Origin of the sequence: Variovorax ginsengisoli, from assembly GCF_030811835.1 — a bacterium.
In the GTDB taxonomy this organism is placed as follows: Bacteria; Pseudomonadota; Gammaproteobacteria; order Burkholderiales; family Burkholderiaceae_C; genus Variovorax; species Variovorax ginsengisoli_C.
In genome coordinates this window covers 283,987-308,350 of record NZ_JAUSRO010000004.1, presented here as the reverse complement: position 1 = coordinate 308,350, position 24,364 = coordinate 283,987, and the positions used below count along the sequence as shown (strand labels likewise).

At 65.9% G+C, this 24,364-nt stretch carries 23 protein-coding genes; 7 read left to right on the top strand and 16 right to left on the bottom strand.

Features of this window, described 5'->3' with window-relative positions; genetic code table 11:
• Positions 1-8: 8 nt before the first annotated feature.
• Genes J2W36_RS07670 through J2W36_RS07655 form a run of 4 tightly spaced genes read right to left on the bottom strand, consistent with a single transcriptional unit; the run spans position 9 to position 4,541 of the window.
• The gene (locus J2W36_RS07670; RefSeq protein WP_307689107.1) at positions 9-839 is read right to left on the bottom strand and encodes a carbohydrate ABC transporter permease; all 831 of its coding nucleotides are present in this window, start codon (positions 837-839) and stop codon (positions 9-11) included.
• A gap of 8 nt (positions 840-847) precedes the next feature.
• Entirely contained in the window at positions 848-1,810 is a 963-nt protein-coding gene (locus J2W36_RS07665; RefSeq protein ID WP_307689106.1) for a carbohydrate ABC transporter permease, read from the bottom strand.
• Positions 1,807-3,114: an ABC transporter substrate-binding protein gene (locus tag J2W36_RS07660; RefSeq protein WP_307689105.1), complete on the bottom strand. Its 1,308-nt coding sequence runs from the start codon at positions 3,112-3,114 to the stop codon at positions 1,807-1,809. Before J2W36_RS07660 ends, J2W36_RS07665 begins: the two co-directional genes overlap by 4 nt.
• Before the next feature lie 23 nt (positions 3,115-3,137).
• Complete coding sequence (locus tag J2W36_RS07655; protein ID WP_307689104.1) at positions 3,138-4,541, bottom strand: FAD-binding oxidoreductase; 1,404 nt, start codon at positions 4,539-4,541, stop codon at positions 3,138-3,140.
• Between the two features lie 101 nt (positions 4,542-4,642).
• Between J2W36_RS07655 and J2W36_RS07650 the strand changes: the two genes are divergently transcribed.
• Entirely contained in the window at positions 4,643-5,401 is a 759-nt protein-coding gene (locus J2W36_RS07650; protein WP_307689103.1) for a GntR family transcriptional regulator, read from the top strand.
• A 95-nt stretch (positions 5,402-5,496) separates the two neighbouring features.
• On the opposite strand, the gene J2W36_RS07645 is transcribed toward J2W36_RS07650, so the two are convergent.
• The 3 genes from J2W36_RS07645 to J2W36_RS07635 all read right to left on the bottom strand — a co-directional run bounded on the left by J2W36_RS07645 (position 5,497) and on the right by J2W36_RS07635 (position 9,302).
• Positions 5,497-6,531 carry an L-idonate 5-dehydrogenase gene (locus J2W36_RS07645; RefSeq protein WP_307689102.1) on the bottom strand — a complete coding sequence of 345 codons (1,035 nt, stop codon included), beginning with the start codon at positions 6,529-6,531 and terminating at the stop codon, positions 5,497-5,499.
• Between the two features lie 20 nt (positions 6,532-6,551).
• Positions 6,552-7,349: a glucose 1-dehydrogenase gene (locus J2W36_RS07640; protein ID WP_307689101.1), complete on the bottom strand. Its 798-nt coding sequence runs from the start codon at positions 7,347-7,349 to the stop codon at positions 6,552-6,554.
• Between the two features lie 138 nt (positions 7,350-7,487).
• Positions 7,488-9,302, bottom strand: coding sequence for a DEAD/DEAH box helicase (locus J2W36_RS07635; protein WP_307689100.1), 1,815 nt, complete (start codon positions 9,300-9,302; stop codon positions 7,488-7,490).
• Positions 9,303-9,631: 329 nt separating this feature from the next.
• Here J2W36_RS07635 and ettA point away from each other — a divergent pair, with 329 nt between their 5' ends.
• Positions 9,632-11,293, top strand: a complete 1,662-nt coding sequence (ettA, locus tag J2W36_RS07630; protein WP_307689099.1) for an energy-dependent translational throttle protein EttA — start codon at positions 9,632-9,634, stop codon at positions 11,291-11,293.
• A 129-nt stretch (positions 11,294-11,422) separates the two neighbouring features.
• Here the strand turns inward: ettA and J2W36_RS07625 are convergent, their stop codons facing one another.
• Positions 11,423-12,235, bottom strand: a complete 813-nt coding sequence (locus J2W36_RS07625; protein WP_307689098.1) for an IclR family transcriptional regulator — start codon at positions 12,233-12,235, stop codon at positions 11,423-11,425.
• A gap of 219 nt (positions 12,236-12,454) precedes the next feature.
• On the opposite strand from J2W36_RS07625, the gene J2W36_RS07620 reads away from it, so the two are divergent.
• Genes J2W36_RS07620 through J2W36_RS07605 form a run of 4 tightly spaced genes read left to right on the top strand, consistent with a single transcriptional unit; the run spans position 12,455 to position 16,368 of the window.
• Entirely contained in the window at positions 12,455-13,429 is a 975-nt protein-coding gene (locus tag J2W36_RS07620) for an MBL fold metallo-hydrolase (protein WP_307689096.1), read from the top strand.
• A gap of 32 nt (positions 13,430-13,461) precedes the next feature.
• A complete protein-coding gene (locus tag J2W36_RS07615; RefSeq protein ID WP_307689095.1) occupies positions 13,462-15,132 on the top strand; it encodes an FAD-dependent oxidoreductase in 1,671 nt (556 codons plus the stop codon).
• Between the two features lie 13 nt (positions 15,133-15,145).
• Complete coding sequence (locus J2W36_RS07610; RefSeq protein ID WP_307689094.1) at positions 15,146-15,352, top strand: DUF2783 domain-containing protein; 207 nt, start codon at positions 15,146-15,148, stop codon at positions 15,350-15,352.
• A 53-nt stretch (positions 15,353-15,405) separates the two neighbouring features.
• A complete protein-coding gene (locus tag J2W36_RS07605) occupies positions 15,406-16,368 on the top strand; it encodes a Bug family tripartite tricarboxylate transporter substrate binding protein (protein WP_307689093.1) in 963 nt (320 codons plus the stop codon).
• Positions 16,369-16,381: 13 nt separating this feature from the next.
• Here J2W36_RS07605 and J2W36_RS07600 read toward each other — a convergent pair whose 3' ends face one another.
• The 3 genes from J2W36_RS07600 to J2W36_RS07590 are packed head-to-tail and all read right to left on the bottom strand — an operon-like array spanning position 16,382 to position 19,426.
• Entirely contained in the window at positions 16,382-17,722 is a 1,341-nt protein-coding gene (locus J2W36_RS07600) for a TAXI family TRAP transporter solute-binding subunit (protein ID WP_307689092.1), read from the bottom strand.
• 25 nt (positions 17,723-17,747) lie between these two features.
• Positions 17,748-18,782: a P1 family peptidase gene (locus J2W36_RS07595; protein WP_307689091.1), complete on the bottom strand. Its 1,035-nt coding sequence runs from the start codon at positions 18,780-18,782 to the stop codon at positions 17,748-17,750.
• 56 nt (positions 18,783-18,838) lie between these two features.
• Positions 18,839-19,426, bottom strand: a complete 588-nt coding sequence (locus tag J2W36_RS07590; protein ID WP_307689090.1) for a DUF1439 domain-containing protein — start codon at positions 19,424-19,426, stop codon at positions 18,839-18,841.
• Between the two features lie 215 nt (positions 19,427-19,641).
• Between J2W36_RS07590 and J2W36_RS07585 the strand changes: the two genes are divergently transcribed.
• Complete coding sequence (locus J2W36_RS07585) at positions 19,642-20,457, top strand: outer envelope protein (RefSeq protein WP_307689089.1); 816 nt, start codon at positions 19,642-19,644, stop codon at positions 20,455-20,457.
• A gap of 45 nt (positions 20,458-20,502) precedes the next feature.
• Here J2W36_RS07585 and J2W36_RS07580 read toward each other — a convergent pair whose 3' ends face one another.
• From J2W36_RS07580 to J2W36_RS07560, 5 genes are read right to left on the bottom strand one after another with little or no spacing between them, the layout of a single operon-like run.
• Entirely contained in the window at positions 20,503-21,288 is a 786-nt protein-coding gene (locus tag J2W36_RS07580) for an amino acid ABC transporter ATP-binding protein (RefSeq protein ID WP_307689088.1), read from the bottom strand.
• The gene (locus J2W36_RS07575; RefSeq protein ID WP_307689087.1) at positions 21,272-21,925 is read right to left on the bottom strand and encodes an amino acid ABC transporter permease; all 654 of its coding nucleotides are present in this window, start codon (positions 21,923-21,925) and stop codon (positions 21,272-21,274) included. Before J2W36_RS07575 ends, J2W36_RS07580 begins: the two co-directional genes overlap by 17 nt.
• A 16-nt stretch (positions 21,926-21,941) precedes the next feature.
• A complete protein-coding gene (locus tag J2W36_RS07570) occupies positions 21,942-22,598 on the bottom strand; it encodes an amino acid ABC transporter permease (protein ID WP_307689086.1) in 657 nt (218 codons plus the stop codon).
• A 25-nt stretch (positions 22,599-22,623) separates the two neighbouring features.
• Positions 22,624-23,415 (bottom strand): transporter substrate-binding domain-containing protein, encoded by a 792-nt coding sequence (locus tag J2W36_RS07565; protein ID WP_307689085.1) that lies wholly within the window; start codon positions 23,413-23,415, stop codon positions 22,624-22,626.
• Entirely contained in the window at positions 23,412-24,218 is an 807-nt protein-coding gene (locus J2W36_RS07560; protein WP_307689084.1) for a GntR family transcriptional regulator, read from the bottom strand. Before J2W36_RS07560 ends, J2W36_RS07565 begins: the two co-directional genes overlap by 4 nt.
• Positions 24,219-24,364 lie beyond the last annotated feature (146 nt).

Below are 24,364 nucleotides of genomic sequence, written 5' to 3'. Positions count from 1 at the left end.
TTCTTTTCTTATCCTTTGACGGCACCGACGGCGAGGCCGGACACCAGGCGGCGCTGCACCAGCAGGGCGAGCACCAGCGGAGGCAGGGCGATCATCGAAGCCGCCGCCATGAGTGCACCCCAGTTGGTCACGCCTTCGCCGATGAAATTGAACGACGCGACAATGGCAGTCTTGGTGTCGAACCCCGATAGCGCCAGCGCGAAGAGAAAGTAGTTCCAGGTGAACACGAAGCAGAGGATGGCCGCCACCACCACGCCTGGCACCACCAGTGGCAACGCGATGCGCAGCAGAATGCCGTGCGGCCGCAGCCCATCCATCTGTGCAGATTCGATCAGCGCGCGCGGCAGGCCGTCGAAGTACGGCAGCAGGGTCCACAACGCCACCGGCACGGTGATCGCGCTATGGGCCAGGATCAGCGCGGTGTAGCTTCCCACCAGTTCCAGCTTGGAGAACAGCACGAACCAGGGCAGCAGGAACAGCGTGCCAGGCGCCATGCGGGCGAACAGCGTCAGCGTGGCCGGCCAGGTAAGGCGGTGCCACGAGATAGCGAAGGCCGCCGGCACCGCCAACACGAGGCCCAACAAGGTCGAGCCGATGGCCACCACCAGGCTGTTCCAGGTGTTGTGCAGGAAATCGGTGCGGCCGAACAGCTCGCGGTAATTGTCCAGCGTCGGGCTCGACAGCAGTACCGGTGGCAGGCGCATTACGTCGACGCTGTGCTTGAACGACGACAGCACCATCCAGCCGATGGGTAGCAGCACGATGCACAGCACGGCCAGTAGTTGCAGTCGCATCAGCCAGCGCAGGCCGGGACGATCGTGGCGGGACATGTTTTTCATCGCGGACCTCACCAGGCAACGGCGCGACGTAGCCGCGCAAACACGATGACCGTGCACAGCACAACCAGCGACAGGGTAATCATGGAGGCCGAAGCCCAGCCGAAGCGAGAGAACTCGAAGCCCTGCTGGTAGGCATACATGTTCAGGGTGGTAGAGGCATTGCCGGGCCCGCCACGAGTGGCGATGAAGACCAGGTCGAAGAAACGCAGCAGATCTACCGAGCGCAGCACCGCCGCGGTCAACAGCGTGGGACCCAACAACGGAATGGTGATGTAGACGAGGCGGCGCCAGCCCACCACGCCATCAACCTCTGCGGCCTCGAACACGGTGGTGGGCAGCGACTGCAGGCCACCCAGCACCAGCAGTGCGACAAAGGGCGCCCACTGCCAGGTGTCGATGAGCGCCACGGTCGCCAACACCCATTTCGGATGGGCCAGCCACAACTGCGGCGGGATGCCGAGCAGGCCGATCACCCAGTTCACGATGCCGACGGACGGGTCCAGCAGCACCATCGCCATCATGGCCACCACCACCGGCGGGAGCATGAAGGGCGTGATGGCGATGGTGCAGACCAGGTTGCGGGCCCACTTCACGTTGTTGAGCACGATGCCGAGCCACGTACCCAGCACCATCTGCATCGCCAGGGCGCCGCCGTACAGCGCCCATGTGACCCAGAAAGCATTGCGGAATTCGCGGTCGGTGAGCAGGCCCAGGTAGTTGTCGATGCCGACGAAACGCGGCTCGCTGCCCAGCGACGCGTCGTACAGCGACAACCACGCGGCATAGACCAATGGGAAGACGATCATGGCAGCCACGAAACCGATGGCCGGCCACATCATCCAGGTGAAGGCCAGGGCGCGCTGGGCGCGCGCCGCAGGTGATCCTGCAGACGACCGCCTCTGCGCGCCGCCCGTGGCCGATGCTTCGATCGGCAGCGCCGGGTTCAAGGCAGGGCTGCTACGTGAGCTCATTGCAGCTTGGCCAGGTCTGCGTCGGCAGCACAGGCAGCATCCTTCGGACTCTTCTCGCCCAGCACCATCTCCTGGACCGCACGGCCGATGATTTCACGCGTTTCGGGCACGCGGTCGGTCGGGGACGCATAGTCGCCGGTGCCGGTACGGCTGATCTCGCGCAGGGCATCGACCCACTGCTGGCGAACCGGCTTCTCGCTCGCCCAGGTCCTCATTGCCGGACCGTCGAAGACCGAGGCCCGCGGTGGCGCGACACCCTTGCTGACCAGTTTGCTTTCGACCTCGGCTGAAGTGGCCCACTGCAGGAAGTACCAGGCGGCGTCCTTCTTCTTCGAATACGCCGAGATCGACAGGCCAAAGCCGAAGGCGACAGGTTTGGAGATGCCGCTTTCGCGTCCCTTGGGCAGCACGCGCACCTGGATGTCGTTGTCGCGGCCCGGGTACTTCATGATGTTCGAAAACTCGTTGGAGGATTCGTGCGTCATGGCAATCTTCCCCTGGCCCAGCAACTCGACCACCTGCGGGAAGCTATGGTTGATGGCACCGACCGGGCCGTAGTTCTTCAGCAGGTCGGCGTACATCGCCATGCCGGCGATGGTCTTGGGCTGGCACAGGCCGGGCTGCTTCTTGTCGGCCGACTTGAAGTCGCCGCCACTGTTGAAGACGAAGGAAGCCATCGAATACGGGATGGCGTTGCGCACCCCCCGTGCGTCCCATACGCCTTGAGCGGGGTCGCAGGCCTTGAGCTTGGCGGCAGCAGCGGGGATGTCTTCCAGATAGGCGGGAACCTCGACCTTGCAGCGCGCGAAGATGTCCGAGCGCGTGTAGAAGAGCGGGCCTTCGACGTTGATCGGCAGTGCGACCACCTTGCCATTGAAGGTTGTCGCCTTGCGCAAGCCTTCACCAAAGTCCTCGTAGTTAAAGTCGAGTGCGGTCAGTGTCTTGTTGCCCAGCAGGGGCATGAGGTCGGCATACCAGCCCGCCTTGGCATACACCGCGCCTTCGCGGATCTGCAGCGAGTTGAAGACGTCGATGTCCGGCGACTTGGCTTGCAGCAGCGTGCCCAGGCGTGCACGCTGCGGATCTTCGTTGAGCAGTTCGACGCGAAGCTTGATGCCCGTCTTGGCGGTGAACTCCGGCGCCATGTCGCGGATGGCGTTCGACCAAGGGTGGTTGTTCAGTAGCACGTTGATCGATTCGCCGTCGAAGTGCTTCCAGTCGATGTTCTGGGCGTGGGCGGCGAAGCCCAGGCAAAGGCATGCGGCGGCGGCAAGCCGGGTGAGGCGTTGGGTCGGGTTTTTCATTTTTGTCTCCTGAGGTTTGGTATCTAGACGACCTTGCCGGGGTTGAGGATCCCGGTCGGATCGAGCGCGTGCTTGAGCGTGCGCATCAGCGCGATTTCTTCCGGCGAACGGGCGTGTCCCAGCCAGGGCTTCTTCAGCGTCCCGATGCCGTGCTCGGCCGACACGCTGCCGCCGAATTCACGCACCAGGCCGTAGACCACCTGCTCGATCTCATGCTCGGGCTGGCTGGGCGCACCGGGGACCCAGGCCACCAGATGCAGGTTGCCGTCGCCGATGTGGCCGTAATAAAGGCTGCGGCAGCCGGGGAGTCGTGCGCGAAGGCCAGCGGCGCAGCGTTCGGCGAATTCGTCCATGCGGCCGGTCGGCAGTCCGACGTCGAAGGGGATGTGCGGGCCGAACACCGACACGAACTCCGAACAGGCATCGCGCACGCCCCACAACTGCGCGACCTCGGCCATCGACTGCGCGACCACCGCGTTGGGCACGTCGCCCACCTCCAGGCGGCGCTCCAACCAGGCCTCGAAGCGCGGCATGTCGACCGCCGGATCGGTGCCCAGCGCTTCGACCAGCACATAGGCGCCGTACGGCGTCGTGTCTCCGGCAAAGGGATTGCGCACGTTGGGCACTTCGCCGGTCGCGGCACTCCAGTAGTCCGGCCACATCACTTCGAAAGCGGACAGCAGCGGGCCCAGCTCGCGACGCGCCGCCGCCAGCAACGCCAGCACGCCCGCGTAGTCCGACAGGGCACACATCGCCACCATCGTGCTGGCCGGCTTGGGATGCAGCCGCAGCACCGCGCGGGTGATGATGCCCAGCGTCCCCTCGCTGCCGATGAAGAGGTGCTTCAGGTCGTAGCCGGCATTGTTCTTGAGCAGCTTGTTGAGCGAAGTGACGAGCGTCCCGTCCGGCAGCACGACTTCGATGCCCAGCACCATGTCGCGCGCCATGCCGTAGCGGATTACCCGGTTGCCCCCCGCGTTGGTTGAGAGGTTTCCACCGATGGCGCAGGAGCCACGCGCGCCCAGGTCTAGCGGCATGAAGAAACCGGCCGCCTCCGCCGCGCGCTGTACCACTTCCAACGGCGTGCCGGCCAGGACCGTCATGCTGCTGGCCGCGGGATCGATCTCTTCGATGCCCACCAGGCGTTCCAGCGACAGCGCGATGGCTCCCGCGATCGGTCGGGCACCGCCGCACAGGCCGGTCAGCCCACCTTGAGGAACGACCGCGATGCCGTGTTGGTGGCAGATCTGCATTGCTGCCGCTACACCAGCAGGCTCTGAAGGCCGCACCACCGCGAGCGGTCGCACAGGCCCATGCGGACCCCAGTCGTTGGTGTTGCGCTCGGGAATGTCCGGGCCGCTCAAGACAGCCACAGAGCCGAGCCGGTCAAGAAGTGCGCCAATGACTGGCGACTGAAGGGTTTCCATAAATCGATAAGCCTTGTGTTGCTGATATTCTTGTATGTAAGGCACATATCGACATCGGGTCCAACCCTTAGGGCATCTGTTGGCTTGATGAACAAGCGAAAATGAACGTTGTGAAAATAAGCACCCGTGCCAGTTCGGCAAAAGCGCCACTGAAGGCAATGCGCCTGCAGCCCACGAATTCGTTGGCAACGCAGGTCGCCGTGCGTTTGAGGCAAGCGATCATCGAAGGCGAGCTGGCGCTGGGGGCGTTGATCCCGGAGGAGGCGCTGGCTGAGTCCTTCGGCGTCAGCCGGACGCCAGTGCGCGAAGCCATCAATCAGCTGCAGCTGCAAGGGTTGGTTTATGTCCGACCACAGGTGGGAAGCTTCGTCTTCCGGCCCAGCGCTGACGACGTGGCCGCGCTGTGCCAGTTCCGCTGTGTCATCGAGCCAAAGGCTGCCGAACTGGCTTACTCAAATGCCAAGTTCGCTACCGTCGAAGCCATGGAGCAATCCATCGAATCGATGGAATCAGCGCTCGCGCGACACGACACGGTCTCGTACGGCCATGCAGACACTGCGCTGCACGACGCGTTGTTCGAAAATTGCGGCAATGTCTATTTGCAGGAGGCCTACCGGCTCGCGGCGGGCAAGATCGCGGCCTTGCGCACCAATCTCAGTGCGCCTCTTGATGTAGAGCGCCCGGAGTCGTTCGAAGAGCACAAGAAATTCGTACGACTTTTCATCAAGGGCGATTTAGCGGCCTTCGCGGCGCTCGTCGTGGAGCATGTGCGCGGCTCAGGAAAAGCTTATGTTCATGCGCTGCGCTCTGATCACGACGAAGACCTCGCCCACGCGCTGGCACGGCTGAGCGATCTCTAAGCGCCGCAACGCCGGATCTCTTGCACCGAATGCATTCGACCTTTGGATGCCCACCGTGGGAATCGTCGGGTGAACAATCTCCTGGAAAACTGCGGTCAGTCGAAGTTCAGGATCACCTTCATCGCCTGCGAGCGATCGGCTGCCAGGGCAAACGCGCGTGCCGGATCGCGGTACGACAGCGTGGCCGAGATCAACGGCTTCACGTTCACCAGCCCCTTGTTGAGCAGTTCCACGGCCATCGCGAACTCTTCGTGGAAGCGGAAGGCGCCGCGCAGGTCGAACTCCTTGGCGACGATGGTGTTGATCGGTAACGTCATCTCGCCGCCCAGTCCCAGTTGCACGATGATGCCGCGCGGGCGCAGCGCATCGAAGGCGCCGACCAGCGCGCGGGCATTGCCGCTGGCCTCGAACAACACGTCGAAGCTGCCCTTGCCGGCCTTGAAGCAGTCCAGGCCGTCGGGTGATTCGGCCACGTTGACCACTTCGTCGGCGCCGACCGCGAGGGCCTTGCCCAGCGTGTAGGAACCCACGTCCGTGGCGACGATGTGCACCGCGCCTGCGCGCCGTGCGGCAATGATGGCGAGCGCGCCAATGGGCCCGCAGCCGGTCACCAGCACCCGCTTGCCCAGCAGCGAGCCGGCGCGGCGCACGGCGTGCAGTGCCACCGACAGCGGCTCGGCCATCGAGCCTTCGCCATCGCTCACACTGTCGGCCAGGCGATGCGCCTGGTGCGTTTCCACCACGATCTGCTGGCGGAATGCGCCCTGCACGTGCGGGTTGCGCATGGCGCTGCCGTAGTAGCGCATGTCCAGGCAGTGGTTCTGCAGTCCTTGCTGGCAGTAGCTGCACTGGCCGCAGGGGCGGCTCGGGCTGATCGCGATGCGTTCGCCGGCCGCGAAGCCAGCGACATCGGCGCCGACGGCTTCGATCACGCCCGCCACCTCGTGGCCGAGCACCATCGGTTCCTTGATGCGCACGGTGCCGAAGCCGCCGTGCTGGTAGTAGTGCAGGTCGGAGCCGCAGATGCCGCCGCAGCGCACGCGCACCTGCAGCTGGCCTGCGCCGAGCGCGGGGGTCTCAATCTCTTCCGTGCGCAGGTCGCCGGGAGCGTGAATGACGAGTGCTTCCATGGTGGTGATGCGTTCCAGGTTCAGAGTTGAGCGGTCACGCCGCCGTCGACGTAGAGCACGTGGCCATTGACGAAGTTCGACGCTTCGCTGGACAGGAACACGGCCGCACCGACCAGGTCCTCGACGTCGCCCCACCGCCGAGCCGGCGTGCGGTTGACCAGCCACTGCGTGAATTCGGTGTTGTCGACCAGCGCCTGGGTGAGCTCGGTCTTGAAGTAGCCGGGGCCGAGGCCGTTGACCTGGATGCCATGCGGTCCCCAGTCGATCGCCATGCCCTTGGTCAGCATCTTCACCGCGCCCTTGCTGGCCATGTACGGCGCAATGCCGGGGCGGCCGAGTTCGCTTTGCACCGAGCAGATGTTGATGATCTTGCCGCGGCGGCGCGTCATCATGTGGCGTGCGACCGCCTGCCCCACCAGGAACACGCTGTCGAGGTTGGTCTTCATGAGTTCGTGCCAGTCGGCTTCGGCGAACTGGTCGAGCGGCGCGCGCCGCTGCATGCCGGCGTTGTTGACCAGGATGTCGATGGGGCCAACCTCGGCTTCGATGCGCGCGACGGCCGCGGCCACTGCCTCGCCAGAGGTCACGTCGAATGCTGCGGTCTCGACCTGTGCACCCTCGGCGCGCAGCGCAGCGGCTGCGCGTTCGAGCTTGTCGACGCTGCGCGCATTCAGGATGACCCGTGCGCCGGCGCCTGCCAGGCCGCGCGCCAACGCGAGACCGATGCCCGCACTTGAGCCGGTGAGCAGCGCGGTGCGCCCGGCGAGGCTGAAACTTTGAAGGATGGAGGACAAGGCAGAACTTCCTTTGGCGAACATGGATGAAAGCGTTGCCAAATCTTTCAACACATCGCCTTGCGCCACAACCGGTCATCCCCTGATGGGGCGTGCAAAAACAACAAAGGCCCCGAAGGGCCCTTGTCGAATGTGATGCGGATGCTGCTGCCGCGGCTGCGATCAGCGGCCGAACGAACGACCACCGCCACCGCCGGAGCGGCCGCCGCCGCCACCGCCGTAGCCACCACCGCCGCCGCCACCTGAACGGCCACCGCCGCCCGAGCGGTTGCCGCCGTAGCCGCCACCACCGCCTGCACCACCGCGACGACCGCGGCCGGCGCCGAAGGCGTCGACACTGGTGCGCAACGGATCGGGCTGGCCTTCGCCCCCGGCGACCGCTTCGGCGCGCAGGTGCGCGACCTGGTTGGCCTGCGTCGGGCTGTGGCTGTTGCCGTGATGGCGCGGTTGGCGCTCATCGTGCGGCAGATGGCCTTGCGGCGCGTGGTGCGGCGCGCGCGCCGGACCCTGCGGACCGCGACCGCCACCTTGCGGCGGACGTGCGCCCTGGCCGCGCGGACCCTGGCCCTGGCCTTGCCCGCCACCGCCGCCATTGCGCGCGCCCTGGGGTGCGCCCGCAGGACCGCCGCGGCGCTGACCGCCACCACCGCCGCCGTTGCCACCACCACCGCCCGAGCGTTCGCCCTGGCCGGCCTTGTTCTCACGCATGCGCTGCAGCATTTCCGTGCGGGCAGCCTTGGCGGCCGCCTGCATCACGTCGCGGCTCGGCGGACGGCCGGCACCGCCCCAGATCGTCTGGCGACCCATGGCGATCGGCTCGGCGCGTTCGCCTTCTTCGGGGCCGAAGCCCTCGACGACCTTCACCGGGATCTGCTGCTTGGTGAAGCGCTCGATCTCCTGCATGAAGCCTTCTTCGTCCAGGCAGACCAGGCTCACGGCTTCGCCGCTGTTGCCCGCGCGGCCGGTGCGGCCGATGCGGTGCACGTAGTCTTCGCTGACGTTGGGGATTTCGTAGTTCACGACGTGCGGCAGCTCGTCGATGTCGATGCCGCGGGCTGCGATGTCGGTGGCCACCAGCGCGCGGATGTCGCCGCTCTTGAAGCCGGCCAGCGCCTGCGTGCGGGCGCTCTGGCTCTTGTTGCCGTGCAACGCCATCGCCTGGATGCCGTTCTTCGTCAGGAACTCTGCCACGCTGTTGGCGCCGAACTTGGTGCGGGTGAACACCAGCACCTGGCTCCAGCTGTGTTCGTTGATGATGTGCGCGAGCAGCGCCTTCTTCTTGCCGCGGCCCACCGGATGGATCACCTGGGTGATGCGCTGCACGGTCGTGTTGCGCGGCGTCACCTGGATGCTCTGCGGGTTCTTGAGCAGCGTGGCGGCCAGGTCGCGGATCTCGTCACTGAAAGTGGCCGAGAACAGCAGGCTCTGCTTTTCCTTGGGCACCAGCGCCAGGACCTTCTTCACGTCATGGATGAAGCCCATGTCGAGCATGCGGTCGGCTTCGTCGAGCACCAGCATCTGCACGTGCGACAGGTCGAGCATGCCTTGCTGCTGCAGGTCGAGCAGGCGGCCGGGCGTGGCCACCAGGATGTCGATGCCGCTCTTGAGCTTGCTGATCTGCGGGTTCATGCCCACGCCGCCGAAGATCACGGTGGACGTCAGCTGCAGGTACTTGCCGTACGTGCGTACCGATTCCTCGACCTGGGCGGCGAGTTCACGCGTGGGCGTCAGCACCAGGGCACGAATGCCGGTGCCGCCGAACTTGTTGGTCGCGCTGCGGCCCATGGTGAGGCGGTGCAGCAGCGGCAGGGTGAAAGCGGCCGTCTTGCCGGTGCCGGTTTGAGCGCCGCCCAGCAGGTCATGCCCCTCGAGCACGACCGGGATGGCCTGGGCCTGGATCGGGGTGGGGGTGTCGTAGCCGTACTCGTGCACAGCCTTCAGGATGGCCGGGGCCAACATCAAATCATCAAAGGTCATTGAAAGAATCGAGCGCCTTCCATGGCGCATTGGCATCGGCCCGCCGTGGCGCTTTTTGTTGAAGCGACCAGGCCAGTAAAGGCTGATGAAATCAGGGATGGGAGCCGAGAGCTCCGGGCAGGTGCAGGGTGTGCACTTGCTGGAGCTATCTTGTCCCCGGCAGAAAGCCGCTGTCGCAGGCAACTGGACCTGGCAACGATGCGTATTGTCGCACGAGATGCGGAGAATCGAACTCGGCGGATAATCGGGTGTCTGCCGCGTCCCGCACCGACTTTGGTGCCGGGGCGTCCGAGCACCGTCAACCTCACCAGAAAAGCAAACACGCACAGATGGCTCAATACGTCTATTCGATGAACCGCGTCAGCAAGACCGTGCCGCCCAAGCGGCAGCTCTTGAAGGACATTTCGCTCTCGTTTTTCCCCGGCGCCAAGATCGGCGTGCTCGGCCTCAACGGCTCGGGCAAGTCGACCTTGCTCAAGATCATGGCCGGCGTCGACAAGGAGTACGAGGGCGAGGCACTGCCGATGCCCGGCATGACCATCGGTTACCTCGAGCAGGAACCCAAGCTCGACAACGAGCATACGGTGCGCGAATCGGTCGAGGAGTCGATGGGCGCGGTGTTCGCGGCCAAGGCGCGCCTCGAAGAGGTCTACATCGCCTATGGCGCGGAAGACGCCGACTTCGATGCGCTGGCCGCCGAGCAAGCCGAGCTCGAAGCCATCATCGCCACCGCCGGCACCGATTCCGAGCACCAGCTGGAAATCGCCGCCGACGCGCTGCGCCTGCCGCCCTGGGACGCGAAGATCGGGCTGCTGTCGGGTGGCGAGAAGCGCCGCGTGGCGCTGTGCCGCTTGCTGCTGTCCAAGCCCGACATGCTGCTGCTCGACGAACCAACCAACCACCTGGACGCCGAATCGGTGGAGTGGCTCGAAGTGTTCCTGCAGCGCTTTTCCGGCACGGTGGTGGCCATCACCCACGATCGCTACTTCCTGGACAACGCGGCCGAATGGATCCTGGAAATGGACCGCGGTCGCGGCATTCCGTGGAAGGGCAACTACAGCACGTGGCTGGAGCAAAAGGGCGAGCGCCTGGCGCAGGAACAGAAGAGCGAAGAAGCGCATGCCAAGGCGCTGAAGAAGGAACTGGAATGGTCGCGCCAGAACCCGAAGGCGCGCCAGGCCAAGAGCAAATCGCGTCTGGCCCGCTTCGAAGAGCTGAGCGACATGGAATACCAGAAGCGCAACGAAACGCAGGAAATCTTCATTCCTGTGGCGGAGCGCCTGGGCCAGCAGGTGTTCGAGTTCCATGGTGTCAGCAAGTCCTTTGGCGAACGCATGCTGATCGACAACCTGAGCTTCTCCGTGCCCCCGGGCGCCATCGTGGGCATCATCGGGCCGAACGGCGCGGGTAAATCCACGCTCTTCAAGCTGCTGGCGGGCAAGGAGATGCCGGACAGCGGCGAGGTGGTGATCGGCTCGACCGTTCGCGCTGCCTTCGTCGACCAGCACCGTGACGAACTGGCCAACCAGAAGACCGTGTGGGAAGACATCTCCAACGGCCTGGACATCATCAACGTCGGCAAGTTCCAGATGGCCAGCCGTGCGTATGCCGGTCGCTTCAACTTCAACGGTGCCGATCAGCAGAAGAAGGTCGGTACGCTGTCGGGCGGCGAGCGCGGCCGCCTGCACCTGGCCAAGACGCTGATTGCCGGCGGCAACGTGCTGATGCTCGACGAACCGTCGAACGACCTGGACGTTGAAACCCTGCGCGCGCTGGAAGACGCGCTGCTCGAATTCGCCGGCACCGTGATGGTCATCAGCCATGACCGCTGGTTCCTCGACCGCATCGCCACGCACATCCTCGCGGCCGAAGGCGACAGCCAGTGGACCTTCTTCAACGGCAACTACCAGGAGTACGAAGCCGACAAGAAGAAGCGCCTGGGTGAAGAAGGCGCCAAGCCCAAGCGCATGCGCTACAAGGCTTTGAAATAGGGCTCGCCCCCAGGCTGCGGCGCACTGCGTGTGGCCTTCGCCTACCCCCTGCCGGGGGCGGGCCGGCCGCTTCGGGCGGCCGGGCGCGGCGGCCCTTGCGAAAAGATCAGCCCGGGTGAAGGCAGAATATCAGCGCCAGCCCAGGCGCGTCGAGATGTCTCTCGCCGCGTCGCGCACCGCCAGTGCAATGCTGGAGGTCCACTGCGCTTCGAAGCGGTCCTGGTGGCCCAGCGCGGTGATTACGAGCACGGCGTCGCCTTCATGGTTGAAAGCCGGCGCGCTGAATGCGTTCACCCCCGGAATCGGTTTGCCCTTGGCGCGTGTGATCCCGTGGCTGCGCAGTTCGGCCACCGCCTCTGCCAGCGCTTCCGCCTGGTTCTGAAGCAGCGCGGCGGGACGCGCCTGGATGTCGCCCAACGCCACGGTGAGCGCCTTCTCGATGCGCTCCGCAGGCAGCGCGCCTGCAAACGCGCGGCCCGTGGCGGTGCCCAGCAGCGACATCACCGTGCCGGCACGCATGGCGACATGCAGCGGTTCCACCGCTTCGATCATCCGGATGATGGTGGGGCCGAAATTGCCCCAGACGGCCAGTGCCACCGCGTGCCCCGTCGAGGTCGCCAGTTGTTGCGCCACCGGCCATGCGGCTTTCACAGGATCGAGCTGATGCAGGCAGGTCAGGCCCAGCTGCAGTGCGGCGGGGCCGAGCGCGTAGCGGCCCGTGTCGGCCTCCTGTTCGATCAAGCCCAGTTTGCCGAAGCTCACCAGGTAAGGGTGCGCCCGTGCCGCGGGCAGCGACGACAGGCTCGAGAGGTCGCGCAGGGTGAGCGGGGTGGGGCTGTTCGCCAGTGCCAGCAAAAGGCGGCCGCCCACCTCGATGGACTGGACGGCGCGCTGCTCTTTTTCTTCCTTCACTGCTGCTTCTCCCGAAATGGCTGTTTGCATGGTCGCTGCCCGAAGGCGCTCAGAGTCTAGTTCGTCTGGAGCAAAGCGTTTTGTCATTCCCAAACCTGCCGTGCAAAGGCATGGCCACCCACGCTGAGCACCGGGGCTAAGGGAAAGCACCAAGTTCGTTAGGTGCAAATGAGTTTGCAAATAGCAAATCACAGGGGCATACTGCCCACAGATTTGCCATTGCCAAACCTATTTGTTGCAGGACCGACCATGACGACCACCGCCGCCGCCACCAAGAAATTCGCCAGCCAGGCCGACCTCGAAGAGAAGAAGGTCACCTTCAGCCAGATCTCCGAGCACGCCTGGGCCTACACGGCCGAGGGCGACCCGAACACCGGCATCGTCATCGGCGACGACGCGGTGCTGGTCGCAGACACGCAGGCCACGCCGGTCATGGCCGCCGACGTCATCCGCCGCATCCGGGAGGTGACCGACAAGCCGATCAAGTACGTGGTGCTGACCCACTACCACGCGGTGCGTGTGCTGGGTGCCAGTGCCTACGGCGCCGAGCACATCCTGGCCAGCCAGGACACGCGCGACCTGATCGTCGAGCGTGGCGAGTACGACAAGGCCAGCGAGATCGGCCGCTTTCCGCGCCTGTTCCAGAACGTCGAGTCGGTGCCCGCGGGCCTGACCTGGCCCACGATGACCTTCACCGGCAAGATGACCTTGTGGCTGGGCAAGCTCGAAGTGCAGCTGCTGCAGCTCGGACGTGGACACACCAAGGGCGACACGGTGGTCTGGCTGCCGGGCGAACAGGCGCTGCTGTCGGGCGACCTGGTCGAGTTCGGCGCCACGCCCTATGCCGGCGACGCGTACTTCAAGGACTGGCCGCAGACGCTCGACAACCTTTTGGCGCTGAGCCCCAAGGTGGTGGTGCCCGGGCGCGGTGCCGCGTTGACGACGCCCGAGCAGGTGGCCCAGGGCGTGGGTGAGACGCGCGGCTTCATCGCGGACCTCTACAACAATGTGCAGAAGGGGGTCGCCGCCGGCAAGGGCCTGCATGCCGTCTACCAGGACACGGTCGCTGCGCTGCGGCCGCGGTACGGGCATTGGGTGATCTTCGACCACTGCATGCCGTTCGATGTGACGCGTTGCTACGACGAAGTGACCCAGTACCCCGATCCGCGCATCTGGACGGCCGAGCGCGATGTGGAGATGTGGAAGACCCTCGAAGGTCAGTGACCCCCAAAAAAACAGCGCCAACGGAGACAAAGATGCAGTTGAACGAACTTGCCGCGGGCAGGGGGGATGCGGTCGACTACCAGAAGCTGGTGTTCGACTATGTCCGCCATGCGGACCAGGAGCGCACAGCCCCCGCCAGACGGCCGGTGGTCGTGGTGGGCGCAGGGCCCGTGGGGCTGGCGCTGGCCATCGACCTCGCGCAGCGCGACGTCCCCGTCGTGCTGCTGGACAACGACAACGCCCTGTCGTCCGGATCTCGCGCGATCTGCTTTGCCAAGCGCACGCTGGAAATCTTCGACCGGCTGGGCTGCGGCGAGCGCATGGTGAACAAGGGGGTGTCGTGGAACGTGGGTCGGGTTTTCTTCAGGAACGAGCAGATCTACAGCTTCGACCTGTTGCCCGAAGCCGGCCATGCGCGGCCGGCCTTCATCAACCTGCAGCAGTACTACGTCGAAGGCTTTCTGGCGGAACGCGCGGCTGAGTTGCCATTGATCGACGTGCGCTGGAAGAACGCCGTGTCCGCGATCGAGCAGCATGCCGACCATGTGACGCTGACCGTGGACACCCCCGATGGGCCCTACCTATTGCAGGCCGACTACGTGGCCGCCTGCGACGGTGGTCGCTCCAGCCTGCGGCGTTTGCTGGGCCAGGAGAGCAAGGGCCGGCAGTTCAAGGACCGCTTCCTGATCGCCGATGTGAAGATGAAGCTCGACCGTCCGGCCGAGCGCTGGTTCTGGTTCGACCCCGAGTTCCACCGCAACCAGAGCGTGCTGCTGCACATGCAGCCAGACAACGTGTGGCGCATCGACTTCCAGCTCGGCTGGGACGCCGACCCCGAAGAAGAAAAGAAGCCCGAGAAGATCATTCCCCGCGTCAAGGCCTTGCTGGGCGACGATGCGCCGTTCGAACTCGAATGGGCGAGCGTCTACACCTTCTCCTGCCTGCGCATGGATGCCTTCCGGCAAGGCCGCGTCTTCTTTGCCGGCGATGCGGCACATGGCGTGTCGCCCTTCGGTGCGCGCGGTGCCAATTCGGGCGTGCAGGACGCGGAAAACCTGGCCTGGAAGCTCGCCGCCGTGCTTCAGGGTCGGGCAGCCGACGCGTTGCTCGACAGCTACGGACAGGAACGTGAATACGCCGCGGACGAAAACATTCTCCATTCGACCCGCGCGACCGATTTCATCACGCCCAAGAGCGACGTCAGCCGATTGTTCCGCGACGCCGTGCTGCAACTCGCCAAGCGGCACACCTTTGCGAGGACACTGGTCAACAGCGGACGGCTGTCCGTGCCTGCCACGTTGCACGGCTCGGTACTGAACACGGTCGATACCGACGACTTCCAGGGCCGGATGGTTCCTGGCGCCGTGGCTGCCGATGCACCGCTCACGTCGACCGAAGGCGTCGCGGGCTGGCTGCTGCAACGGACGGCCAGGGACGGGTTCACCGCACTGGTCTTCGGCGCGGGCGACGCGTCGGATCGCGCCGCACAGGCCGTGGCGCAGGCGGCGCTCGGCACCAGCGTGGCGGTCAACGTCGTGCGCGTGCCGCTCGACGGCGCGCATGCGTTGGCACGGGAGCGCTACGACGCGCGTGAAGGAACCATTTACCTGCTGAGGCCCGACCAGCACGTCTGCGCCCGCTGGCGACAGGCGCAAGCCACCGACATCCGCCGTGCGCTGGATCGCGCGCTGGCCCACGCCTGAGGAACCCACAGCAATGACACACCCCTCCCAGACCGCGCTGATCACGACGCCCAACCTGGTGGCACCCGACGATTTCTACGAGGCGCTGATCGAGGCGCACCAGGGCCTGTCCACCGAAGAAAGCCATGCCTTCAATGCGCGGCTGATCCTGGTGCTGGCCAACCATGTGGGATCGCTTGCGGTGCTGCGCCAGGCCTTCGATGCGGCCCGGCCCGGCTGAGCCGCGCGCACCGTCTCATTCCTCTCGAAACACACAACAACGCAGACCCATCCATGATTCGCACTCTCTCCGCCGGTATTGCCGGCCTCGCCCTGGTGGCGGCCAGCTTGCTGGCCCAGGCACAAGACAAACCGATCGAATGGGTGGTCGGCTACGCGGCGGGCGGCGGCTCCGACTCGGTCGCGCGCATCGCGGCCGAGACGATGTCCAAAAACCTGGGCCGGCCGATCGTCATCACCAACAAGCCTGGCGCTGCGACCAACATCGCGGCCGACTATGCGGCCCGTTCCAGGGACTACGGCAACGTCGTGCTCACGGCGGATTTCGCCACGCTGGCCGCCAACCCCTTTCTCTTCTCCAAGCTCAGCTACAACGCCGAGAAGGACCTGGCGCCCGTTGGCATGCTGGCGCGATTTCCGTTGGTGCTGGTGGTCGGTCCGCAGGTACCCGCCACGAACCTGAAGGAGTTCCTCGCGTGGGCCAAGGCGCAGCCCGGTGGCGTCAATTACGCGTCCGCAGGTGTCGGTAGTCCGCATCATCTGGCAGGCGAGTTGCTGCGTGAGCGCACGGGCCTGCCGATGGCGCATGTGGCCTACCGCGGTGCCGCACCGGCGATGCAGGACATCCTGGGCGGCTCGGTGCCCTTCATGCTGGTCGACACGGCCAGCGGCAACCAGTTCATCCTCGCCGGCAAGGTCAAGGCCATCGGTGTGGCGAGCGCCCGGCGCATCGCCACGCTGCCCGACGTGCCAACGCTGGCCGAGCAGGGCCTGACCGGCTATGAGGCCTATGCGTGGCAGGGGCTGTCGGTGCCCGCTGGAACGTCGGCCGACACGGTGGCGCGGCTGAACAAGGCGCTGGTCGATGCGCTCGAATCGACCCCGGTCAAGGCCCGCTTTCTTGCCCTGGGCGTCGAAGGCCTGCCGGGCAGTCCGGCGGACATGGCGGCGTATGTCAAGGCAGAGCGCGAGCGCTGGGGTCGGCTTATCAAGGCCAGCAACATCAAGGTCGATTGAACGTGCGCTGCCCTTACGGCGCCGAGGGTGCGAGCAGCCGGTTGCGCACGGAATGGATGTTGTTGCGCAGCGCGTACAGCTCGTCGGCGTAGGACAGCGGCACGGCCACCTTGTTGACCACGCGGTCGAGCGCATCGAGCTCCTCGACCAGCGCCTGGCGGTCGTCGTCGCCGGCGTCGACCCGGTGCTCGATGTCCCTCAGGCGTGCGTACCACCGAAACACCCGCGAGCGCACGCGGAACTGGTAGAGCGGCGGGACCACGCGGCTCAAGGGCAGCATGAGCACCAGCAGGCCGCCGAGCACCAGCCACATGCGCTCGACCAGGTTGCTGGCCCAGAAGGGGAGGTAGCGTTGCCAGAAAGGCGGCGTGCCGTTGATGGCCCGGTCGCCCTCCGGGCTCACCGGCAGTTCGCTGGTGCGTGTGTTGGGAAAGTCGCGCGCCCGGTTGAACCAGCCCGCGTCGCTGTGCAGCTTCTGCGCGCTTTGCGCGAACAATTGGCGCAAGGCCGGATGGGTGCCGTCGCGCGACAGCAGCGAGGTGGTCGCGGCAAGCATGGGTACGTCTGCGGGCGGCAGGTCGCGCGCCATGTCGATCACGCCGCGCGGCAAGGTCACGGTCGAGAAGAAGGGAAAGTGCCGCGTGTAGGCGTCGGCCTGACCGATTTCCATCAGCTGGATGTCGGTGGCCCGCAGCAGCTGCTGGATGAGCGGCGACTGCGGCGCCGATTCCAGCACGATGGCATCGAGCAGGCCGGCGCGCAGGGCCTCCGTGGCCGGTGCCGGCTCCAGGTTGGACAGTTGCAGCGCGCTGCCGTCCATGCGATTGGCCCGCAGCATCTTGTCAACGATCTCCGGCACACCGCTGCCGGGCCGGTCGACGTTCACGCGAAGGCCCTTGAGCTGTGCGATCGACGTCAGCGTGCCGGTCTTGCGGTCGATCCGGCGTGCGACGTCGCTGCGGTAGAAGATCCACAGCGGCTCATAGAACAGGCTGCCCAGCGAGGTCAGGCCCGCCGCCTCGTCGACCACCGCATCGGCGCTGCCACCGCGCACGAAGGCCACGTCGGCGCCGCCGCTGCGGAGCAACTGCAGATTCGTCGAAGAGCCTTCGGTCGGTCGCAGGTTCACCGTGATGCCTTCGGCGGCCAGTGCCTGCGCATAGCGCTTGCCGAACTCGGCGTAGGCGCTGCCGGCCGGGCCGGTGGCCAGCGTCACCTGCCGGGGCGGTTGCGGGTCAAGCCACCAGTACGCTGCCACCAGCAGGCCGATGACGAGGAACACCACCGGACCGAGCGAGACCACGAGGTCGCGGATCGACAGCAGCACGAGCTTCAGGGTCTTGGGCATGGACATGGCTGCGGCCGTGGCGGGAACGGCCTCAGCCGCGGGCGGCCAGGTCGCCCGCGCAGGGAATGTGCAGGTCGCCCACGGACACGCTGCGCGCCGCGCGCACTGCACGCACCGTGGCCTGCGCCACGACCTCGGCGGCCAGCGCGCACAGCACGGTCATGCCCGGTGTGGCGTCCGACAGCGGCACGTGGCCGGTGGCAAGTGCGAACAACGTGTCGCCGTCGCTCATGGTGTGCACCGGGTTGATGCTGCGTGCCAGGCCGTCGTGCGCCGTCATGGCCAGGCGGTTGGCCTGCACCTTGGTCAGCACGGCGTCGGTCGCGACCACGCCGATGGTGGTGTTGGTGCCCGCGAGCAGTGGCTTGGTCAGCTCGCCGCGCATCAGCGCGCGGCGGGTGTCGAGCAGCCGCAGGCCATCGGCCGTGCGCGCGCCGGCGACGACCTGGGCCGTGTCGGGGTCGATCACGTCGCCCAGCGCATTGCAGGCGATCAGCGCGCCGACGGTGATGCCGCCGACGGTGATCGAGGCGGTGCCGATGCCGCCCTTCATCGCGCGGTCGACGCCGAAGAGCTTGCCCACCAGCGCACCGGCGCCGGCGCCCACGTTGCCTTCGGCCGGTGGCGCGGTCGACGCCGCTTCGCAGGCGGCATAGCCCGAAGCGGCGTCGGGACGAAAGCGGGCGTCGCCCATCGGCAGGTCGAACAGCACGGCCGACGGCACGATGGGCAAGGTGCCGAAGCGCACGTCCATGCCCACGCCGCGCTCTTCGAGCCAGCGCATGGCGCCTTCGGTGGCCGCCAGCCCCCACGCGCTGCCGCCGGCCAGCATGATGCCGTGCACTTGCTGCACGAGGTTGCCGGGCGCGAGCAGGTCGGTCTCCCGCGTGCCGGGCGCGGCACCGCGCACGTCCACGCCGCCGACCGCGCCATCGCGCGTGAGGATGACGGTGCAGCCGGTCGGCCGACGCGTGTCGTTGAAATGACCGACTTCAATGCCGGCGACGTCGGTGATGGCACCGCTGGGGGACGGGGACGGGGAGGAAGAGGAAGACAAGGAGGGCACGATCGATTCGTTGGAGATGGCGGCCGATTATGAGACCGCTCCCGGCCCTCGGCGCTTCATTTGAGCTGCACCTTGATGTCGCGTTGCTGCACCGTGATGTCGCCGATCTCGTAGGTCTTGCGTCCGACCGTGAGTTCCTCGGCCGTGAAGGTGCGCAGCGCATAGTCGCGCAGCAGTTCCTGCGCGACGAGGCCGCCGATCTGCTGGAGCCGCTCGGCGTCGCGTCCGGTCATGCCCTGCAGTTCGAGCCGGTCGGCCTTCGGGTTGTCGAGCCGCAACGCGCGGGTGGCGGCGTCGTAGCGCAAGGCGCTGCTGACCGACACCACGCCCTCCACGGACGAAGGCTGCAGCAGCGCGCTGCCGATGGTCATCAGCGCGGTGATGGCCGCGCGGTTGTTCGCGGCATCGAGCGACAGTTGCGGCTCCCGCAGATTCACCGTGAAGATCTGCGCGTAGCGCTGGCTCACTGGAAAATGCCGCACCACCTGCGCCTGCAGTTCCTCTCGGCTGACGGTGTACTCGCTGGTGAAAAAGTTGAAGCCCGCCCGGGCGGCCAGCGGCGCCTGCACCAGGGCGATGCCGGCGAGCGCGAGCAGCGTGGCACGGCGCGAAGGCAGGAGGGGCGATGTCGAGCGTGGAGTCATATCGCTGGGAGCTTGCCACACGTGGTTCGTTCCCCACCCCCGCGCACGGCCCCCACGGGCGCAGACATTCCGGCACAGATGTTGCAAGAGGACGCACGTCGTTGCAAACGAAAGGATGCAGTGGCAGCCGATGGGTGCGCAGCAAAGAAGCGAAGAGGGTTGGAGACAGGGCCCGTCGGCAAGGAACTCGATTTCAACCCAACACAAAGAACCCCATGAAATTCAGATCCGGCGCCGCGCGCGCCTTGGCTGCCATTGCCCTGACCGCAGGCCTGCCGTTCGCTCACGCGGTCGAATGGAGCGACGCCTCCATCGGCTATCGCTACGGAACCCAGTTCCAGGAGCCCTACAACGGCCGCGACATCAGCAAGAACATCCTCAACTTCACCTATTCCAACGGCTACCAGTACGGCACGAACTTCTTCAACGTCGATCTGCTCAATTCCGACGGGACCGACAGCAATGCGCAGGAAGCCTATGTGGTCTACCGCCACACGCTCGACCTCGGCAAAGTAACCGGCAAGGACTTCAAGTTCGGCCCCGTGCGCGGCCTGGGGCTGACCGCGGGCTTCGACTGGAACACCAAGAATGACCCTGGCTACGCATCGAGAAAGCAGATGCTGGTGGTCGGCCCGACGCTCATGATGGACGTGCCGGGCTTCCTCAACGCGAGCCTGTTGCTGCTGCGCGAAAGCAATCGTCCGGTGGGCGTGACCGAACGCTACACCTACGACACGCATCCGATGCTCAACCTCGCCTGGGGCATTCCGATCGGGCGTGGCTTTTCGTTCGAAGGCTTCATGAACTACATCGCGTCCAAGGGCACCAACGAGTACGGCGGGCCGACCGCGCCCGAAACCAACATCGATGCGGCGCTCTGGTACGACGTGGGCACGCCGATGGGCTGGGGCAAGAACGCGTTCCGCGTGGGCGTGGGTTACCAGTACTGGCGCAACAAGTTCGGCAACCCGTCGAGCGTGGCCGGCTCGCTGGCCAAGACGCCCATGCTGCGCGCCGACATTCACTTCTGATCGGCGGCGCCTCAGGTGACCCTGGGGCGCGCGCGACGCTGGGCTTCAGTCGTGCAACGACGACAGGAACTGCTTGAGTTCCGGCGTCTGCGGATTGCCGAAGAGGTCGGCCGGCGGGCCCATCTCGTGCACGCGGCCCTGGTGCATGAAGATCACGCGGTCGCTGACCTTGCGCGCGAAGCTCATTTCGTGCGTGACCATCAGCAGCGTCATCCCCTCGTCGGCCAGCGACTCGACCACGCGCAGCACCTCGCCCACCAGTTCGGGGTCGAGCGCAGAGGTGATTTCGTCGCACAGCAGCACGGCAGGTTCCATGGCCAGCGCACGCGCGATCGCCACGCGCTGCTGTTGGCCGCCCGACAGTTGGTCGGGCATGGCGTCGAACTTCTCGGCCAGCCCGACGCGGTGCAGCAGCTTGCGCGCCTGCGAGGCCGTCTCAGCCGCGCCGCGTTTTTTCACCAGCGTGGGCGCCAGCATGACGTTCTTGCCGACGGTGAGATGCGGGAACAGGTTGAAGCCCTGGAAGATCATGCCCACGCGCTGGCGCAGTTCGCGCATGGCCATGGCGCTCTCGTGCAGCAGCGGCTTGTTGTCGACGGTGAGCGAACCTTCCTGGAAGACTTCCAGGCCGTTGATGCAGCGCAGCAGCGTGCTCTTGCCCGAGCCGCTCTTGCCGATGATGGCAATGACCTCGCCTCGCTTGACGGTCAGGTCGATGCCCTTGAGCACTTCGTTGGTGCCATAGGACTTGCGCAACGCGGTGATCTGGACGATGGGCGGTGCGAAGGTGCCGGCGACGGCCGGCGCCTGCGGTTCAACGACGGTGGACATTGACTTTCCTTTCGAGATGCTTGGCGTAAAGGCTGATCGGGAAGCACAGCGCAAAGTAGAGCAGTGCCACGCAACTGAAGACCACGAAGGGCTGGAAGGTGGCATTGGAGATCATGCTGCCGGCCTTGGTGAGTTCCACGAAGCCGATCACCGACGCCAGCGCGGTGCCCTTGACCACCTGAACCAGGAAGCCGACGGTGGGTGCGGTGGCGATGGTCACGGCCTGGGGCAGGATCACGTGGCGCATCTGCTCGCCAAAGCTCAGAGCCAGGCTGCCCGAAGCCTCCCATTGCCCCTTGGGAATGGAGGCCACGCAGCCGCGCCAGATTTCCGTGAGGAAGGCGCTCGTGTAGAGCGTGAGCGCGACCGTGGCTGCCGTCCACGGCGACACGTCCACGCCCAGCAGCGCGATGCCGAAGTAGGCCAGGAACAGCTGCATCAGCAGCGGCGTGCCCTGAAAAAGCTGCACATACAGCCCGATGGCCCGGTCGAGCGCCTTGCCCGCACGCAGCCGCAGGAAGAGCAGCAGCGCACCCACCAGCCCGCCGCCGACGAAGGCGATGAGCGACAGCACGACGGTCCAGCGCAGCGCCAGCAGCAGGTTGCGCAAAATGTCCCAGAGGGAGAAATCGGTCATTCGTGTGCTCCCTGGGTCAGCGGCCGAAGAAAAAGCGCGGACCTGCCCAGTTCAGCAGCCGGCGCAAGCCGACCGACAGCGCCAGGTAGATGAGCGTGGCGATGATGAAGGCCTCGAACGCACGGAAGTTGCGGCTCTGGATCAGGTTGGCGGCGTAGCTCAGTTCTTCCACCGAGATCTGGCCGCACACGGCCGAACCCAGCATCACGATGATGATCTGGCTGACCATCGACGGCCACACCTTCTTCAATGCAGGCGGCAGCACCACGCGCATGAATACCTGCATCTTGTTGAGCGCCAGGCTCACTGCGGCTTCGATCTGGCCCTTGGGCGTTGCCTCGATGCCCGCACGGATGATCTCGGTGGAATAGGCACCCAGGTTCGCCACCATCGCGATGATCGAGGCCGTCTCGGGCGTGAGCTTGACGCCCGCGGCCGGCAGCCCGAAGAAAATGAAGAACAGCTGCACGATGAAGGGCGTGTTGCGGATCAGCTCCACGTAGGTGCCCACGACCCAGCGCAGCACCAGCCCGCCACTGGTGCGCGCCCACGCGCAGGCCACGCCCACGGCCATGCCGATGAGCGTGGCGATCGCCGTCAGGCCGATGGTCCATGCCACGCCTTTGGCGAGCAGCGGCCAATCGACCAGCACGGCGCCGAAGTCGAATTCCATCTGGGTTCTCCGCTTCGGGAAGGGCTCAGACCGGCAGATCGCCGGCGGCCTTGCCCAGCCACTTCACCGACATCTTGTCGAGCGTGCCGTCCTTCTTGGCGGCGGCGATGATCTCGTTGACCTTGGCCTTGAGGGCCGTCTCGTTCTTCGCAATGCCCACGAAGCACGGGCTGTCCTTGAGCAGCAGCTTGAACTCGGCGCTGACCTTCGGGTTCTTGGCGAGCATGTCGCCGGCCACGGCTGCACTGGTGGCAATCGTCTGCGTCTGGCCCGCCACGAAGGCGGCGATGGTCGCGTTGTTGTCCTCGAAGCGGCGATAGTCGACGTTCGGCGGTGCCACCTTGTTGAGTTCCTGGTCTTCCATGGCGCCGCGCGTCACGGCGACCGTCTTGCCAGCCATGTCCGCGAAGCTCGCGAGCTTCATGCTCTTGGCGGCGTACACGGCCTGGAAGAAGGGCGCGTAGGCCGACGAGAAGTCGATGACCTTCTCGCGCTCGGCGTTCTTGCCGAGCGTGGAGATCACGAGGTCGGCCTTCTTGGTCTGCAGGTACGGAATGCGGTTGGCGCTGGTCACGGGCACCAGTTCGACCTTGACGCCCAGCTTGGTGGCGATGAGCTGTGCCATTTCGATGTCCAGGCCCTGGGGCGTCATGTTCCGGTCGACCGAGCCGTAAGGCGGGTAGTCGGTGGGCACCGCGATCTTGATCGTGCGCGACTTCATGACGTTGTCCAGTGCGTTCTGGGCGTGGGCGCCCAGGCAGGTGAACAGGGCGAGCGAAGCCAGGCCGAGGGTGAGGTGGCGTTTGGACAAGGTCATAACAGAGCTCCTAGATAAGTGGATGGTTCGTCGGGGGTGGCCGATGCGGGTGCTGGTGCCTTCCGCGACCGGCGCTTTGCCGTACTTGTATGCAAGTCTTGTGCCGCAGTCTTGTCCGCGCGCGGTGCGGTCTGAAGCGGTGCGAGCGCGTCCCGCAGCTGGGCGAGCGGATCGGTGTGCACCTGCAGGCGCAGCGCCGACTGCACGGTGCCGATGTGGGCGGCCATGAGCGCCTCGGCCTCGGCGGCATCGCCGCGCGCGAGCGCCTCGACGATCTTCACGTGGTCATCGCACGACTGGGCGGCGTCATGCGTGCTCTGGTAGAGCATCGCGATCAACGTGGTGCGCGCGGTGAAGTCGCGCAGCGTGTCTGCCAGCAGCGTGTTGCCCAGGCATTCGGCCAGGCAGACGTGGAAGTCACCCAGCAGAAAGCTGCGTGCACCGACGTCGGTGTCCTTGATGGCTGCTTTCTCCTGCTGCAGATGGGTCTTGAGCTTGCGCAGCGCCTGCTTGTCGATGCCGCCGGCCGCACTGCGGATCAGGCCGACCTCGATCACGCGGCGGGCTTCGAAGGCTTCGCGCGCCTCGTCCTCGGAGGGTTCGATCACGAACCAGCCCCGGCGTGCGCTGACGGTGACGATGCCGCGCGCGGCCAGCCGCGTGAGCGCTTCGCGCACGATGGTTCGGCTGCAATCGAACAACATGGCGAGCTGCTGCTCGCCCAGGCGCGCACCCGGTGCGAGCTTGCGCGCCATCACCGCTTCGACGATACGTGCACTGATTTCGGACGCTGGATTGGACATTGTCCTGACAGCGAGCAGTTTTCGTGCCTGCTGGTATGCAAGCCAGATGCACCAAAGCGGCGTACACGATCGCCAAAGCGGTGCCGCCAGGCACCGGTGTGGCCTGCGCGGGCTATGGGTGCCTCTGGTGCCTCGGGCGCGTCCCC